The organism is Streptomyces yerevanensis (assembly GCF_000716805.1).
In the GTDB taxonomy this organism is placed as follows: domain Bacteria; phylum Actinomycetota; class Actinomycetes; order Streptomycetales; family Streptomycetaceae; genus Streptomyces; species Streptomyces flaveus.
Window position 1 is genome coordinate 1 of record NZ_JNWJ01000096.1, and the last position, 16589, is coordinate 16589.

Below are 16589 nucleotides of genomic sequence, written 5' to 3' on the forward strand. Positions count from 1 at the left end.
GTGGCCCCGGTGGCCGTTCATGCCCGAGCCGGCCTCGGCCTCCACCCGCACCACCCGCAGCCCCTGCCCCGCAGCCCAGACCGAGAGCCGCGCCACCTGAGGCCAGGACCCCGCCATGACCTTCGAACTCGGCGTCTACTCCTTCGGTCGCGGCTCGACCTGAGACGGTCGTGACCAGCTATGCGAACCGAAGGAGCGCCATGCCGGTACGACCCCCGAACGTCATCGTCGTCTTCACCGACCAGCAGCGCTGGGACACGACGGGGGCGCACGGCAACCCGCTCGACCTGACGCCCAACTTCGACAGCATGGCGCGCACCGGCACGCACGCCGTGCAGGCGATCACCCCGCAGCCGGTGTGCGCCCCGGCGCGGGCTGCCCTCCAGACCGGGCAGTACCCGACGACCACCGGCTGCTTCCGCAACGGCATCCCCCTGCCCGAGCACAGCCGCACCCTCGCCCACCACTTCGGCGCGGCCGGCTACGCCACCGGCTACCTCGGCAAATGGCACCTGGCGGACAGTGACCCCGTACCGCCCGAACAGCGTGGTGGCTACGGCTCCTGGCTGGGCTCCAACACCCTGGAGTTCACCTCCGACGCGTACAAGACGGTCATGTACGACGAGGGCGGCATACCGGTTCTCCTGCCCGGCTACCGCTCCGACGCCCTGTTCGACGCGGCCGTACGCTACGCCGCCGACCACCACGCCGAACCGTTCTACCTCTTCTGCTCCCTCATCGAGCCGCACCACCAGAACGAGGTGGACAGCTACCCGGCGCCGGACGGCTACGCGCAGCGCTACCAGGGCCGCTGGATGCCGCCCGACCTCGCCGCCCTGTCGGCCTCCGGCGGCTCGGCGCACCGCCACATCGGCGGCTACCTCGGGCAGATCCGCCGCGTCGACGAGGGGCTCGGCCGACTGCTGGACGCACTGCGCAGCATGGACCTGCTCGACGACACGATCGTCGCGTTCACCTCCGACCACGGCAACCACTTCAAGACGCGCAACGACGAGTACAAGCGCTCCTGCCACGACGGCTCCGTGCGGGTGCCGCTCGCCGTGCGCGGCCCCGGCTTCGACGGCGGACGGGCGATCGACACCCCGGTCAGCACCATGGACCTCGCCCCGACGCTGCTGGACGCCGCGGGGATCGGGGTGCCCGACGACATGCAGGGGCGGTCCTTCCTGCCCCTGGTCCGCGATCCCGGGGCCGAGTGGCCGGACGAGGCGTACATCCAGATCAGCGAGGCCGAGTGCGGCAGGGCGATCCGCACCTCCCGCTGGAAGTACCACGTCAGCGCGCCCGACGCCGACCCGTGGCGCCGGCCGTCGGCGGACCGCTACACCGAGACCGCCCTGTACGACCTGGCCCACGACCCCTACGAGCTGGACAACCTCGTCGGCCTGGCCTCCCACCGGGACCTCGCCGACGACCTGCGCGAACGGCTGCTGCGCCGGATGGTGGAGGCGGGTGAGCCCCCGTCGGTGATCGAGCCCGCCCCGGTGCGCACCCACCCCCAGCGCCGCGTGGACCCCGCCGTGCACGGCCTCACCCTGAAAGGTGCTCGCTTCGGTCACCAGCGGGGCTGAACGGCAGGCGGGGCGGGCTCCGCCAGGTCATGAGCGGGACTTCACGACCGGCACCGCATCAGTGGCTGGACGCGGGTACCGAAGTTCTCGATGCCTTCGAGGAAGTCGTCGAACACCAGCATGATCCCCTTGGTTCCGGAGACCCCGGCGACCTCGTCGAGCATCTTCGCGACGGTCTCGTACGAGCCGACGAGCGTGCCCATGTTGAAGTTCACGGCGCCCTCGGGAAGCGAGATGGTGCGGGCGGTCGAGGAGTCGTCGGCGGTCTTGTCCGTGGCCGATTCTCCCGCCATGTACGTCAGCGCCGCGCGGTCGGCGTTGTCGTGGTAGTCCTGCCACTTCGCCTGGGCGGCCTCGTCGGTCTCGTCGGCGATGACCATGAACAGCGACATCGCTCCGACGTCGCGGCCGGTCTCCCGCGCCGCGTCCACGAGCGTGGCCGTGGTGTCCGAGAGCGCGAGCGGGGTGTTCACACCGCTGCCCAGGATGAAGTTGTACTCGGCGTGCTCGGCGGCGAATCTCATTCCGGTGTTGCTCTGGCCCGCGGCAACGATGTCAATGTGCCCGTTCGCCGGCCGCGGCGACAGCACGCAGTCGTCCATCTCGTAGAACTCGCCCTTGAAGTTGCTGACGCCCTCGCTCCACAGCTCCTTCATCACGGTGACGTACTCGACGGCCCGGGCATAGCGGTTGCCGAAGTGTTCGTCCCCGGGCCACAGGCCCATCTGGGAGTACTCGCCGGGCGCCCAGCCGGTGACGATGTTGACGCCGAACCGGCCGGGGGCGATCGAGTCGACCGTCACGGCCATGCGCGCGACGATCGCCGGCGGCAGGACGAGGATCGGTGTCGAGGCGTACAGTTTGATGCGCTCCGTCACGGCGGCCAGGCCTGCCATCAGCGTGAACGACTCGAGGCAGTGGTCCCAGAACTCGGTCTCGCCGCCGAACCCCTTGAGCTTGATCATCGACAGTGCGAAGTCGAGCCCGTGCTCCTCGGCCTTCTGCACGATGGCCTTGTTCAGTTCGAAGGTGGGCATGTATTGCGGGGAGCTCTTCGATATGAGCCAGCCGTTGTTGCCGATGGGGATGAAGACGCCGATATCCATGCCGCCAGGTTGCCCGTGGGGAGGCCCGTTACACGGGGCTGGAGCGTTACTCCCGTTACACGGCCGGGAGTTGACGATGTGCTCAGCCAACTCCCTTCACCTTCACCGCTGTTGATACTCTGTGGCGCCGCCCGGGGATGAGCGTGAGAATCCTGCGAAGCGTGGTTTTGACCGAGATGAGAACGATAAGGTCCGCGGCATGAACGCACGGCTGGCTTTGCTGAGCACGGTTGTCCCCGGTGTCGCGGAAAGTGAACTCTTCCGGCTCGCACTCCAGCATGCGGTGGGCGAGTTGGGCGCCTTGGGCGGAACGGTTCATCTTCGTGGCCCCATGTCCGCGCTGCGCCTGGTGTCGGCGGCCGGTCTCCCTCCCGCTCTCACCCGCCCCTGGGAGATCCTCGACCAGGAGGGCCCGCTGGCCCCGGCCCGTGCCCTGCACCAGGGCAGTGGCGTATGGGTGCCGCTGGAATCCGACGGGCTCGCCGACCCGGCCGGCCGCCCCGATCCGGCCGGACTTCCGGCGGAAGCGGCGGACGTCACGTGGCCCGGCACCGGCCTGGCCGCCCTGCCGGTGTTCAGCGGGGACCGCAGCATCGGCGCGCTCACCCTCCTGATGGGCGACGGGGGCGAGCCCACCCCGGAGCAGTGGGACTTCCTGCGAGCCGTGATCGCCTGGACCGAGGAGCGCATGGTGCAGGCGCCGCCGCCGTCCGGGCCCTCCCAGACGGAGCTGAGCGGAGAGCGCCTGCGGCAGGCGATGAAGGAGGTCAGCGTCGGCTCGTGGGACTGGAACATCCAGACCGGCGACCTGATCTGGGACGAGGCGGCCCTGGAGCTCTACGGCACCAGGCCCGAGGACTTCACCGGCAAGATCGAGAACTGGATGAGGATCGTCCACCCCGACGACCTGGCGCCGACGCTGGCGGCGGCGCAGGGGGCGATCCGGGAGCACGGCGTGTACGAGGCCGAGTACCGGGTGCGCAAACTGGACGGAACCTGGGGCTGGACCCAGGCCCGTGGCAGGGCGACGTACGACGAACAGGGCGAAGCCCACCGGATGATCGGCGTGGGCTGGGACAGCAATGAGCCCCGCACCGCCCGTGACGCGCTCAGCCGGGCCCTGCGTCACATGAGCGACGGCTTCCTGGCGGTGGACGACGCATGGCGGATCACCTTCGCCAACCTGGAGGCGGAACGCACGCTCGGCTTCTCCGAGGAGGAGTTGTTCGGCCGCACCCTGTGGGACCTGCCCTCCGCCCGGCAGGTCCCCGGACTGGAGAGCCGCTGCCGACGGGCCGCGGCCGAGGAGAAGCCCGCCGGCTTCGACATACACGTGCCGGACAGCGGGCGCCGCTACCACCTGCGGCTCGTGCCGGGACCCGACGGCCGCACCCTCTACCTCACCGACGTCACCGAGAAGCGGCGCCTCGCGGAGGAGCACCGGGTGGCCGAACGCGCCGCGTCCGAACGAGCGGCCCGGATCACGGAGCTGACCACGGCACTCGCCAAGGCGACGACCTCACAGGACGTGGTGGACGCGGTCGCCCGGCGGGTGCTGCCGCCGTTCGCCGCCACCGGCCTTGTGGTGCAGGTGCGCGAGGGCGACCGGCTGTGCAACGTCGGATCCGTCGGCTATCCGGAAGACTTCCTCGACCTGCTCGACAGCCGCGAGCCGGTCCAGCCCAACCCGCTCTGGGACGCGGTCCTGGCCGGCACGCCGCTGTTCCTGTCCTCCCCGCAGGAATTCGCCACGCGCTACCCCGGACGGGCCGACCTGCCCGGCCACGCCGGCAAACAGGCCTGGGCGTTTCTGCCGCTGACCGCGTCCGGCCACACGTTCGGGGTGTGCGTCGTGGCCTTCGACCGTCCGCGCCGCCTCACCGACGAGGAGCGCACCCTGCTGACCACGATCACCGCCCTCGTCGCGCAGGCCCTGGAAAGGGCCCGGCTCTACGACGCCGAGCACGGCCGGTCCCGCGAACTCCAGCGCAGTCTGCTTCCCCGAGGCCTGCCCGACCTGCCCGCGTGCACGGCCGCCGCCCGCTACCTCCCCGCCGGGCAGGGCATGGACGTGGGCGGCGACTGGTACGACATCATCCCGCTCTCCGGCGGACAGGTCGCCCTCGTCGTCGGCGACGTCATGGGCCACGGCCTGCCCGAGGCGGCCACGATGGGCCGGCTGCGCACCGCCGTCCACACCCTGGCCGACCTCGAACTGCCCCCCGACGAGATCATGAGCCACCTCAACGACATCGTCGGCGGCATGGGCGAGGAGTCGTACGTCACCTGCCTGTACGCGCTCTACGACTCCACCACCCGGGTCTGCTCCATAGCCCGCGCCGGGCACCCGCCGCCCGCCCTCGTCAGCCCCGACGGCACCGTGCACTTCCCGGAGCTGGCCGCCGACCCGCCGCTGGGCGCCGCGGAACCGCCGTTCGAGACGGTCGAGTTGACCGTCCCCGAGGGAAGCCTGCTCGTCCTCTACACCGACGGCCTGGTCGAGTCGGCGAAGCGGGAGATCGACGAGGGCATGGCGGAACTGGCCCGGCTCCTGCGCACCGCCCACGAGGACGGCACCGACGCGGACCTGGAGCGCCTCTGCGACACCCTGACGGAGGGGCTGCTCCCCACCGAGCACCAGGCGGCCGACGATGCGGCGTTCCTCGTCGCCCGCCTGCACGCCCTGACCGGCGACAAGATCGCCTCCTGGCCGCTCCCCGAGGACCCGAAAGCGGCCGGCCAGGCCCGCCGCCACGTCCGCGAGCAGCTCTCCGCCTGGGGCCTTGACGGCCTGACACCCACCACGGAACTCCTGGCCAGCGAACTCGTGGGCAACGTCGTACGCCACGCCAAAGGCCCGGTCCGCCTGCGCCTGCTGCACGGCGCCGAGCTGATCTGCGAGGTCTTCGACGGCAGCTTGACGATGCCTCGCATCCGCCGCGCGACGGAAACCGACGAGGGAGGCCGCGGCCTGCAACTGGTCACGGCGCTCTCCCAACGCTGGGGCACGCGCTACACGCCGACAGGGAAGTGCATCTGGACCGAACAGGCCCTGCTCGGCCCCGACAGCCACAAAGAACCGCCGCTCCCTCCCCTGGACCTGACGTTCCTGGACACAGGGGACTTCGACGGAGACCTGGACGCGCTCCCCTTCGGGGACCAGAGCCTGTAGGCCCACGCGTCCTGGAACGCACGGAACGCTCATCCGGTCGGCTGCCGGGCGGTGTGCTCATCGCCCGGTTCCGGTGCGGCCGGAGTGCGGAGGTTCAGGAGGGCGCTCCCTTCACCAGGTCCCCGGCGCCCGCGACCGTGGGTTCCAGGTCCGCGGACTCATGGTCCGCCGACACCGAGTCGGAGGAGGAGGTGGCGGTCGCCGCCGGGCGGCGCAGCCACAGCCGTCGAGGGCGGAGCCCCGGTGTCCCGAGGCCGCTGGTGACCCGGTCGAGGAAGATCGCCATGATCACCACCGACAGTCCGCCCTCGAACCCGGCCCCGATGTCGAGCTGCGTCACACCGCGCACCACGACCTCGCCGAGCCCGCCCGCGCCCACCATGCCGGCGATGACCACCATGGACAGCGCCAGCATGATCACCTGGTTGACGCCCGCCATGATGGACGGCATGGCGAGCGGCAGCTGCACCTGCCGCAGCACCTGCCGGGGCCGGGACCCGAAGGCGTGCGCGGCCTCCACGATCTCCTGGTCGACCTGCCGGATGCCGAGCTCGGTCAGCCGTACCGCGGGAGGGATGGCGAACGCCGTCGTCGACACGACGCCCGGCACGACGCCGATGCCGAAGAAGAACACCGACGGGATGAGGTAGACGAACACCGGGAGCGTCTGCATGAAGTCCAGCACCGGCCGCGCCACCGCGCTGACCCGGCCGCTGGTGGCCGCCCACATCCCGATCGGCACGCCGATCACGACGGCCGCGGTCGCGGCGATCAGTACGACGGTGAGGGTCTGCATCGTCGCCGTCCACAGTTCCATGGAGTCGACCAGCAGGAACGCCAGGACCGTGAAGACCACGAGCTGCCAGTGGCGGGTCGCGAGCCATGCGATGACGGCGAAGACCGGGATCATCACCCCGGAAGGAGGGGTGTGTACGACCCAGTACACGGCGTCCACCGCCGAGGTCGCCGCCGACGCCAGCCCGTCGAACACCCCGCCCAGGTGGCGCAGCAGGAACTCGATCATGTCGTTGACGTACTGCCCGACCTGGATCCTAGGCACGACCGCTCCTCCCCGGCATGGCGATGGCGGACAGGATGGCCGCCCTGGGCACGACACCGAGCAGCCGCCCGTCCTCCACGACCGTGACCGGCACGACGTTCCGGCCCGCGAGGTGGAGGAGGTCCGACAGGGGCAGGTCCGGGGGCACCACATCGAACGTGTCCGCCACCCGCCCTGCGATGTCCGGCTCACCGTCCCGCAGGGCGGCGGCCAGGTCCTCGTCCCGGGCGACGCCGAGCAGCCGCCCGTCGTCGCCGAGCACGAAGACGCCGTTCGCCTCGGCGTTCGCCAGCCGGTCAAGGACGGCCGCGGGTGCCTCGTCGACGGTCGCGGTGAGCAGCGCGGGCCGCATCACCGCGCCGGCGGTCAGCACCCGGGACCGGTCGACGTCGGAGACGAAGTCGCTCACGTACGCGTCGGCGGGCGAGGAGAGGATCTCCGGTCCGGTACCGCACTGCACGACGCGGCCGTCCTTCATCACCATGATCCGTCCGCCGATCCGCATGGCCTCGTTGAGGTCATGGGTGACGAAGACGATGGTGCGCCGGCGTTCCGCCTGGAGCCGGAGCAGCAGATCCTGCATGTCCCGCCGGATCAGCGGGTCCAGTGCGCTGAACGGTTCGTCCATCAGCAGGATGTCGGCGTCGGTCGCCAACGCGCGGGCCAGACCGACCCGTTGCCGCATGCCTCCGGACAGCTGGTGGGGGCGTACGTCTCCGCGGTCCCCCAGGCCCACCTGGTGCAGTGCCGCGTCGGCCCGTTCCAGCCGTTCCCTCACCGGAAGCTGCCGGATCTGCAGCCCGTACGCGGCGTTCTCCCGTACGGTCCGGTGCGGCAGCAGCGCGAAGTGCTGGAAGACCATGCTGATATGACGGTTCCTCAGCTCGCGCAGGGCGGCCGGCTCCATGCCGGTGACGTCGGCGCCGTCGATGTGCACTGTCCCGGACGAGGGCTCGACGAGTCGGTTGACCATCCGCAGCAGTGTCGACTTGCCGGAGCCGGACAGGCCCATGATGACGAAGAGTTCACCCTGGTCCACGGTGAACGCGACGTCGTGGACGGCGAGGTTTCCCCCGGCCGCGGCGATCGACGGCGCCGGGTGGGCGCCCTGGAGCAGGGCCGCCGCCCGGGGTTCGGAGAGTCCGTACACCTTGCTCAGGCCGGAGCCCTCGATCATCGCTGTCGTGGCCTCCGTGGGCGGGGCCGGGGACTGCGCCGTCGGGAGTCCTGGGCTCATGACGCGTCAGCCCCGAGCACCGCCGCGGCACCGTCCTTGCCGTCCACGGTCTTGACGCCGGAGAGCCACTTCTTGACGTCCTCCGGGTGTGCGTCGATCCATGCCGCGGCGATCTCCTTCGCCGACTGCTTCTTGTTGTCGAACGCGTCGATCCACGCCGATGCCGTCGCCGCGTCGGTGCTGACCTGGGACAGGAAGCGGACGACGTTGGGGTCCTCCTTCTTCAGCCCGGACCGGGTGAGCGTGCGGATCTCGCCGGCGCCGGGCCAGACCTTCTGCGGGTCGGCCAGGAACGTCACGTCCCACTTCACCACCATCCAGTGCGGACTCCAGGCCAGGAAGACGACCGGCTGGTCCTTGGCGACCCGGCGGGTGACCTCGGCGAGCATGGCCTCGGTGCTGCTCGGAACCAGCTTCCAGTCGCCCAGCCCGTACGCGTCCTTCTTGATCGCGTCGAGGATGGCCTGGTTGCCCGGCGTGCCCGGCTCGATGCCCAGGATCTCGTGCTTGAACAGGTCGCCCTTGGCGTCGAGGTCCGCGAGGGAGCTGATCTTCAGCTCCTTCGCCATCGCCCCGGGGACGCCCGGGGCGTACTGCGTGCCGGTGAGCACGGTGCCCGACACCGCGACCGACCCGTCGTCGATCATCTTGCCGTACACGCTCTCCTGCGACGGCCACCAGTTGCCGAGGTACGCGTCCGCCTTGCCGGTGGACAGCGCCTGGGCGCCCAGCGGGACCGCGACCTCCTGGACGGAGGGGGAGTAGCCGAGCTTGGTGAGGATGTCGCTGACGATCTGGTTCTCTACGACGAGGTCCGCCCAGGGCTGCTGGACAAGACGGACGGCGGGCGAGTCGCCGCCGGAGCCGGAGCCGGCCCCGAACGAGCTGGAGTCGTCGCTGCCGCCGCCGCAGCCCGCGAGCAGCAGCGGGAACGTGAGGGCGAAGGAGAGGACGGCGGTGAGCCGTCCGCGCGAGCGGGATCTGCTACGTCTGGGGAGTATGGGATTCAGGGGGTACATGGGGCACGTTCTCCTGTTCGAAGGGCGAAGCGGTTCCGAAGGAGGGAAGCGGTAGCGGGTTCACGCCCCGTCGGCTCTTCGGGGTCCACCCAAACGGGAGATGACCACGCCATCTCGCCGTCGATCTGGATGACTCGTACGTAGTAGTACGCGGCGCCGCCGGGATCGTCCGTCCACGTCAGCCGCCGCTCGGTCCCGCCGAGCGAGGTCAGCCCGCCGGTCCCACGGCCCAGGCGCAGTCGCCCGCCGTCCCCGCCCGGCATGTCGACCGCCCCGGCCAGCAGCTTGCCCAGCGCGACGGTCATGCCGCCCTGCGCGGTCTCCAGGACGGCCGTGGCCTCGGGCGGGCCGGTCAGGGTCAGCTCGATCCCGCCGCGCTGCGAACCGTACGGCTCACCGAAGGACTTGGTGTGCGCCGTCCAGCGCACCTCGTGGTCGTCGGCCAGGGTGACTTCGGGGCTCCAGAACGGCGTACGTACGATCGTGCCGCCGTCGATGCGCAGGCTCCCGCTCCAGTCGGTGGTGACGCCGCTCTGCCCGAACTCCACGCGCAGCGGCAGCTCCACCCAGCCCTCCGGCAGGCCCGGGTCGGGCGCCAGACTCTGGATCGTCTCGCCGCCCCGGACCAGCTCGATCCGCGCGAGATCCCGGAAGCCGCGAGCGTAGACCTCGATCTCGAGGGGCCCGTCGCGCCGGATCTCGCCGCCCATGAAGGCGCCGCCCACCCGTACGTCGACGATGACGTCCCGGGTCGTCGCGCCGAACACCCGGCGGGCCTGGAGGGCGTCGAACACGCCCTGCCGGGTGAGCCGTTCGGCGAACGCGCCGACGTAGCTCGCGCCGTTGCCGTGGTCGGAGCTGGCGATCAGCCCGAAGCGGTGCCCCCGGCGCAGCCCGTCCAGTACGAATGTCCCGTCGAGCGTCCCGTCCGAGTACTGCCGGAAGCAGCCCTGCTGCTCGTAGTTGCCGCGGCACGCCTGGAAGACCTCCACCAGGCGCAGGAACTCCGGGTCCTGGTAGTCCCAGTCGTACGGGATCATCGCCGAGCCGGGGTGGTGCGGGATGGTGAGCGCCGGATAGCGCGGATGGCGTCGCAGGCTCGCCCACAGCTCGTCCGGTGTCTGCGAACCGGCCGCGAACGACGAGTAGATGGGCGCGCCGCGCTCCTCGGAACCGTAGATCACGTTCTGGTGCCCGGTGTTGCCGGTCCATTCGAAGCCGTACATCGGCACGAAGCGGTCGTCGACCCGGAAGAGGTCGGCGATCTTCTGGATCGACCACCACTGGTAGGCGCTGCTGTTCTCGGAGTGATCGGTGACCGCCCAGAAGTCGTAGTCGCAGACGTCCCAGCCGTAGCGGTAGAAGTCCTCCAGCGACGGCTCGTCACCGGAGGTGCACCGGCTGACCAGGGAGTGGCGGTGCAAGTCGCCCCAGTACAGGGTGAGTTCGCGGCCGTCGGCCTCGGTGCGGTAGCGGGGGCTGGGGGTGCCGGCCCAGGAGCGGGTCTCACGGCGGTCGCTGCTGGCCACCACCGGGACGCGGCGTGCGGCGTGCGCGGGACCGCCGTCGGCGGGGAGGACCGCGGAGCTGATCGCGCCGACCCCGTGCATCCCGTGCCAGACCACCGACCCCAGGTGCTCCAGCAGGTTCGGGCATTCCCGGCCGCCGAAGCCCTCCGTCCAGGTGAGGCTGCGCTCCAGACGGCCGTCGGTCTGCCAGGCCAGCAGCACACCGTCCCCGGCGCGCGCCACCGCGACCTCTTCCAGTGTCCCGTCGCTGCCACCGAAGGTGACCGGCCGGGACCAGCCGTCGGGGCCGAGCGTCTGCGCGGCGACCTCCCAGTAGTACGTCATGAGGGGCAGCCGCCGGTGGGTGCGGTAGGCGACGGTCAGCCCGCCGTACGCGTCCGCGGCCAGCCGGGGCAGCCCGCCCGGTACGACGTCGAGCCCTTCGGCCAGTACGCCGTCGGCCTCCAGCAGCCCGTCCTCCGTCACCCGCACGACCCGCAGCGACGCCGTCACCTCGGGCAGCAGTTCCGGCGGTACGGAGTCGCCGCTGTCCCGCATGCCGATGACCCCCGGTGCCTCGGCGAGCTCGGCCGCCGGCCGCAGCCGGGTCGGCCCTGAACCGCCGTGTCCGTGCACGGCGATGACGTCGAACGCGCACCAGAGCCCGCCGTCCGCGGTCACCGCGAGGCTGGGGTGCAGTGCGTAGTCCGTACCCGAACTCATCGGCCGTACCGGCCCCAGGACCCCCGAGCCGTCCGCGACGCACACGACGACCCGGTACGACCCGGCCACGTACTCCGACCACGCGTACGCGCTGCCGCCGTCCGGCAGAGCCGCCACCGCCGGATCCCAGGCGTTGCCCGCCGCGCCCTCGCTGACCAGCCGGACCCCGCCCCACGCCCCGTCCCGCAGGCGCCGGGACCAGATGCCGAAGCCGGACCCGTGCGGGCCCTGCCACACCACCTCGACGCCGCCGTCCGCGTGCGCGACGATCTCCTGGTTGAACGACGGGTGGCTGGTCCCACCGACCCGCTCCGCGGCGCTCCACCCCGAGGTGGGTTCGAAGCGATGGGCCCACACGTCCACGTGGCCGTCCGCGTCCGCCCGCCCGTAACAGACCCAGGCGGCGCCCTCCGCGTCGAAGGCGGCGGATGGCCGGAAACAGTCGGACGGCTCGTCGTTCAGCACGACCGGCACCGCCTCGGCACCGGAGCCGTCCGCCAGCGCGGCGACGACGCGCTCCCCGACCTCGTCCTGCCACTCGATCCACGCGTACAGGACCCGGCCGTCGTCCGCCGCCGCGACCGCCGGGCGGGCCGCCGACCGCGGTGCGCACACCGCCCGGCCGGGCAGCCTGCGGTGGCCCTCGAGCCGGCCCGCGGTGCTCAACTCCCGCTCGGCGGCGGTCAAATACTCGGTGAGCCGCCCGCCGCCCTCGTCGACCCACATGTAGCGCAGCGGATCGGGGTCCAGGACCGCGACCACGGCCGAGATGTCCGTACAGTCGTCGATCGCCGTGGCCAGGCGGCGGTTGAAGGCGAGCACACGGTCGAGGTCCCTGCGCTGGCTCTCGGTATAGCCCGCCTGGTGGTGGTCCATGCCGCAGCAACTCATCATCAGGAGGCGTCCCTTCAGGGCGGTGAAAGACCGGCGGGGAAGAGGTGAAGGCACCGTCGCCTCTTGGCGGGAAACGATCCCGCTCCGGCAGTGATCCGCACAACGGCTGAGCCCGGTGAAGGAAGACCAGTTCTTGACAATTCACATAGGATCCGCCTATGGAACGTCGCCAGCTGGAATATTTTCTAGCGATCGTTCACAGCGGGGGGTTCACCAACGCCAGCCGCCGTCTGCGGGTGGCGCAACCCTCCCTGTCGCAAGCGATCCGGGCGCTGGAACGCGACCTCGGTACGCCCCTGTTCCACCGGCTGGGCCGCGGTGTCGGCCTCACGGCCGCCGGTGAGGCGCTGGTCCGCCCGGCGCAGCAGGTGCTGCGGGACTTCGCCACGGCGCGGGCGTCGGTGAACGCCGTGGTCGGACTGGTCGGCGGACGGCTCGACATCGTCGCGCTGACCACGCTCGCGGTCGACCCGCTGGCCGAGCTGATCGGCCAGTTCCGGGAACGGCACCCGCTGGTCGACGTCCGGGTCACGGACCCCGAACACGATGACGCGGTGACCCGGATGGTCCTCACGGGTGAGTGCGAACTGGGGCTCGCCGAGTCCCCGGTCGGCCTGGACGGCCTTGACCATCTGCGCCTGCCCGAGCAGGAGTTCTTCGCGGTGCTGCCGCCGGGGGCCCAGCAGGACGGCCAACAGGCCGTGGACGTCGCCGCGTTGGCGGCTTTTCCACTGATCTCGACACCGGAAGGCACCGCCATGCGCGCCCTCGTCGACCACGTACTGACCGTCGACGGCAAGCCGCCCCGCGTCGCGGTCGAGACCCCGCATCGCGCCGCCATCGTCCCCCTCGTCCTGGCCGGCGCCGGAGCCACCCTGTTGCCGCGCCGGCTCGCGGAGGACGCGGCCGGCCGGGGCGCGGTCGTCATGCTGACCGAGCCGCGCCTGGTCCGCAGCGCGGTGATGATGTGGCGCTGCGAGCAACTGTCGCCCGCGGCCACCGCGTTCGTGGACCTGTGCCGCCAGGGCGCGGCTCCGAAGGGGCCTGTTGTTCAGTAGCGTCCCGGCCCGGCCGCGATGCTGTGAGGAACCTTCCACCAGGAGCGACGGCCGTCAGCGATCCGTCCAGTACGACGGGGATGTTTCCTCAGGTCCCGCAGCTTTCATGTGGCTGCTGTCCGCGAACTGCCGGTGGGCGGCGAGTTCCGAGATGCTCAGCCGGCCGACCGGACGGCGCGGTGAGAGCGAGGCGGGCCTCTGCCGGCCGCCGGTGGCCGACGGCCGGATGCAGGCGGTCAGCGACTCTTATGCCGGGTGGGCTCTGTGGCCGGGGGCTGTGTTGCTGCCCAGCTGGTGAGGAGCTTGAGCCGGTCTTCGTCGGCGGTGCCCGGCTCGGCGGTGTAGAAGGTCAGTTCGTGCACCGCCCGGTTGGACACAGGCAGGTCCAGAGCGCGGAAGGTCAGCTCCAGGCGGCCGACCTCGGGGTGCTGCAGCCGCTTGACACCCTCGTGGCGGATGCGGACGTCGTGCCTGGCCCACCTGGTGCGGAACTCGGGGCTGAGCGTGGACAGTTCGCCGATGAGCTCGCGCAGGACCCGGTCGTGGGGCTCGCGCGCGGCTTCGGCGCGCAGCAGTGCGACGGTGGCGTTCGCGCCATGGTCCCAGTCGACGAAGAAGTGCTGGGAGCCCGGGTCGAGGAAGAAGTAGCGGGGGAAGTTGGCGCGGCCCTGCTCGTCGGTGGTGTCGCTGTCGAGCATCGGCGCGTACAGGGCTCGGCACAACGCGTTGCTCGCGACGATGTCCCCTCGGCCGCTGCGTACGAAGGCGGCGGACATCGTCATGGAGTCGAGCATCCACTGGACGGCGGGCGGAACCCCGACGTCCTTGCGGCGGGGTGGCCTGCGGCGGGCGGGCCGGGCCGCTCGGGCCAGGTCGAACAGATAGGTGCGCTCGTCCTCGTCCAGCCGCAGTGCCTGGGCGACCGCGTCGAGAACGTCCTCGGAGACGCCGCCGATGTGGCCCTTCTCCAGGCGTGTGTACCACTCGGTGCTGACACCGGCGAGAACGGCGACCTCCTCGCGCCGCAGTCCCGGAACCCGGCGCCGGCCGCTGGTGGGCAGCCCGGCCTGTTCTGGGGTGATCTTGGCGCGTCGGCTGGCGAGGAAGTCCCGGATGTCGGCGCGATGGTCGGCGCGGTCGCCGGGTCGGTGGTCCATGCCCTCCACGGTAGCCACGGACCGCCGCGGAGGGAGGTTGAAGTTATACCCCCCATAAACGCGACCTTCTCCGCGCGCGCCGCAGCCGGTTTCGTGGGGTCGACAGCCCGATCACGGCCCCCTTCTGGAGCACGGCCCCCTTCTGGAGATGGAAAATGAGCACGCGAGCAGGAGCCTTCGACGCGCCCGGCGACATGCGTGTCGAAGACCGCGAGCGTTCGCCCACCCGGCTCCCGCCCGTCGTGTATGTGCTGGCGCTCGGCACGTTCCTGATGGGCACGACGGAGTTCGTGGTCGCGGGGCTGCTGCCGGAGATGGCGGGCGACCTGCGGGTGAGCGTGGCCCGAGCAGGGTTGCTGATCACGGTCTTCGCCGTCGGAATGATCGTCGGCGCGCCGTTGATGGCGATGCTGACGCTGCGGCTGCCCAGGCGGCTGACGCTGGTGCTCGCCCTTGGCGTCTTCGCCGTCGGACATGTCATCGTCGCGCTCGGCTCCAGCTTCGCGCTGCTGCTGGCGGCACGGTTTCTGACGGCGCTCGCGACCGGGGCGTTCTGGGCCGTGGCCAACGTGGTGGCCGCACGCGCCGCCGGGCCCGCCGCGAGTTCCCGCGCCCTGGGCGTGGTGGGCTCGGGCGCCATGCTCGCCAATGTCGTCGGCGTGCCGCTCGGCGCTTTCGCCGGGCAACTCGCGGGCTGGCGGGGACCGTTCTGGGCTCTGGCGGTGCTCGGCGCGGCCGCCATGGGGCTCATCGCCCGCCACGTTCCTCATGACGGCCCCGACCACCAGGCGGTGTCCATCCGCTCCGAGCTGTCCGCTCTGCGCTCCGGGCGCCTCTGGCTGGCGCTGGCGGCCTGCGCGACCACGACCGGCGGTGTGCTGTCGACGTACACCTACATCTCGCCGCTGCTGACCGACCGGGCGGGTCTTGCCGCCGGCCTCGTGCCGCTGGTGCTCGGCGGCTTCGGGGCCGGCGCCCTGGCCGGCTTCCTCGTCGGGGGCCGTCTCGGAGACGTCCGCCCGCATGCGACGACCATCATGGCGGCCGCGGCGACCACGGTCCTGCTGCTGGCGCTCTGCCTGCTGTCCGGCTTTGCCGCACCCACGGTCGTGCTGGTCGCCCTGCTGGGCCTGTTCGGGCTCGGCGCCAACCCGGTACTGATCTCGCTGGCCGTCCGCTTCGCGGGCCGGGCGCCCACTCTGGGGTCTGCTCTGACCGTCTCGGCGTTCAACTTCGGTACCGCGGCCGGTTCCTGGATCGCGGGCCTCGCCCTCGACTCGACGCTCGGGGCCACCGGTCCCGCCGTGGTCGGCACCGTCATCGCGGCACTGACCCTGATCCCCACGATCACCATCGCCGTCACCCACAACCGACGTCGTTCCGCGCCACCCGCCGCCTCAGAAGTCGCAGGAGACATCTGCCCCTTGTCCGCCGACCGCCCGCGGGGAGGGTGACAGAGGGCTCTCAAGAGCGTGCGGTAGCTCCCGTTCCCCGCGGTGACGACGATCTCGCCACCTGTCCCGCTGTTGTGTACGACCACCCGTCCGTCATGCGAAGGCGTACCTATGTCCACTGAACTCCCTGAGTCTGCTTTCCCACCCCCCACCGGAGCCGGCGAATCCTCACCAACTCCCACTCGGCGTACCTTCATCGCCACCAGCACCGCGGTCGGAGGTGTTGTTGTCGCGGGAGGCACGATCGGAGGGACGCTCCTCGCCGGCCCCGAGGAAGCGACCGCCGCTGGGAAGCCGCCCTCCAGCCGCGTCTCCCTGACGGTCAACGGCACCCGCCGGACCGTGACGGTGGACAACCGCACCTCGCTGCTGGATCTGTTGCGCGAGCACTTCGGCCTGACGGGCTCCAAGAAGGGCTGCAACGCCGGGGCCTGCGGTGCGTGCACCGTGCTGGTCGACGGCCATCGGGTCAACTCCTGCCTGACACTCGCGGTGCGTCTGGAGGGCGCCGAGGTCACCACGATCGAGGGCCTGGCCGACGGCGACGAACTGCACCCGCTGCAGCAGGCGTTCATCGACGAGGACGCCTTCCAGTGCGGTTACTGCACG

General features: G+C 71.2%; 11 protein-coding genes. 5 read left to right on the plus strand and 6 right to left on the minus strand.

Translation table 11 applies throughout. The features are described 5' to 3' along the window. Window positions 1-200 precede the first annotated feature (200 nt). A complete protein-coding gene (locus OP79_RS45820; protein ID WP_033329131.1) occupies window positions 201-1592 on the plus strand; it encodes a sulfatase family protein in 1392 nt (463 codons plus the stop codon). A 41-nt stretch (window positions 1593-1633) separates the two neighbouring features. Here OP79_RS45820 and rutA read toward each other — a convergent pair whose 3' ends face one another. Further along, window positions 1634-2698 carry a pyrimidine utilization protein A gene (rutA, locus tag OP79_RS45825; RefSeq protein WP_033329132.1) on the minus strand — a complete coding sequence of 355 codons (1065 nt, stop codon included), beginning with the start codon at window positions 2696-2698 and terminating at the stop codon, window positions 1634-1636. 199 nt (window positions 2699-2897) lie between these two features. On the opposite strand from rutA, the gene OP79_RS45830 reads away from it, so the two are divergent. Then, entirely contained in the window at window positions 2898-5870 is a 2973-nt protein-coding gene (locus OP79_RS45830) for a SpoIIE family protein phosphatase (RefSeq protein WP_033329133.1), read from the plus strand. Window positions 5871-5964: 94 nt separating this feature from the next. Here OP79_RS45830 and OP79_RS45835 read toward each other — a convergent pair whose 3' ends face one another. The 4 genes from OP79_RS45835 to OP79_RS45850 are packed head-to-tail and all read right to left on the minus strand — an operon-like array spanning window position 5965 to window position 12293. Then, complete coding sequence (locus OP79_RS45835; RefSeq protein ID WP_211271006.1) at window positions 5965-6930, minus strand: ABC transporter permease; 966 nt, start codon at window positions 6928-6930, stop codon at window positions 5965-5967. Then, window positions 6923-8167, minus strand: a complete 1245-nt coding sequence (locus tag OP79_RS45840; RefSeq protein ID WP_211271007.1) for a quaternary amine ABC transporter ATP-binding protein — start codon at window positions 8165-8167, stop codon at window positions 6923-6925. Before OP79_RS45840 ends, OP79_RS45835 begins: the two co-directional genes overlap by 8 nt. Then, entirely contained in the window at window positions 8164-9186 is a 1023-nt protein-coding gene (locus OP79_RS45845; RefSeq protein WP_051745691.1) for a glycine betaine ABC transporter substrate-binding protein, read from the minus strand. Before OP79_RS45845 ends, OP79_RS45840 begins: the two co-directional genes overlap by 4 nt. Further along, a complete protein-coding gene (locus tag OP79_RS45850) occupies window positions 9174-12293 on the minus strand; it encodes a DUF3604 domain-containing protein (RefSeq protein WP_033329135.1) in 3120 nt (1039 codons plus the stop codon). The genes OP79_RS45845 and OP79_RS45850 overlap by 13 nt, the downstream gene beginning before the upstream one ends. Window positions 12294-12469: 176 nt before the next feature. On the opposite strand from OP79_RS45850, the gene OP79_RS45855 reads away from it, so the two are divergent. Further along, window positions 12470-13369: a LysR family transcriptional regulator gene (locus OP79_RS45855; protein WP_033329136.1), complete on the plus strand. Its 900-nt coding sequence runs from the start codon at window positions 12470-12472 to the stop codon at window positions 13367-13369. A 236-nt stretch (window positions 13370-13605) separates the two neighbouring features. Here the strand turns inward: OP79_RS45855 and OP79_RS45860 are convergent, their stop codons facing one another. After that, window positions 13606-14526: a helix-turn-helix transcriptional regulator gene (locus OP79_RS45860; RefSeq protein ID WP_033329137.1), complete on the minus strand. Its 921-nt coding sequence runs from the start codon at window positions 14524-14526 to the stop codon at window positions 13606-13608. Between the two features lie 155 nt (window positions 14527-14681). Here OP79_RS45860 and OP79_RS45865 point away from each other — a divergent pair, with 155 nt between their 5' ends. Next, entirely contained in the window at window positions 14682-15980 is a 1299-nt protein-coding gene (locus OP79_RS45865; RefSeq protein ID WP_106972652.1) for an MFS transporter, read from the plus strand. Between the two features lie 111 nt (window positions 15981-16091). Continuing rightward, window positions 16092-16589, plus strand: a 498-nt coding sequence (locus OP79_RS45870; protein ID WP_033329141.1) for a (2Fe-2S)-binding protein, incomplete at its 3' end; no start/stop codon positions are given.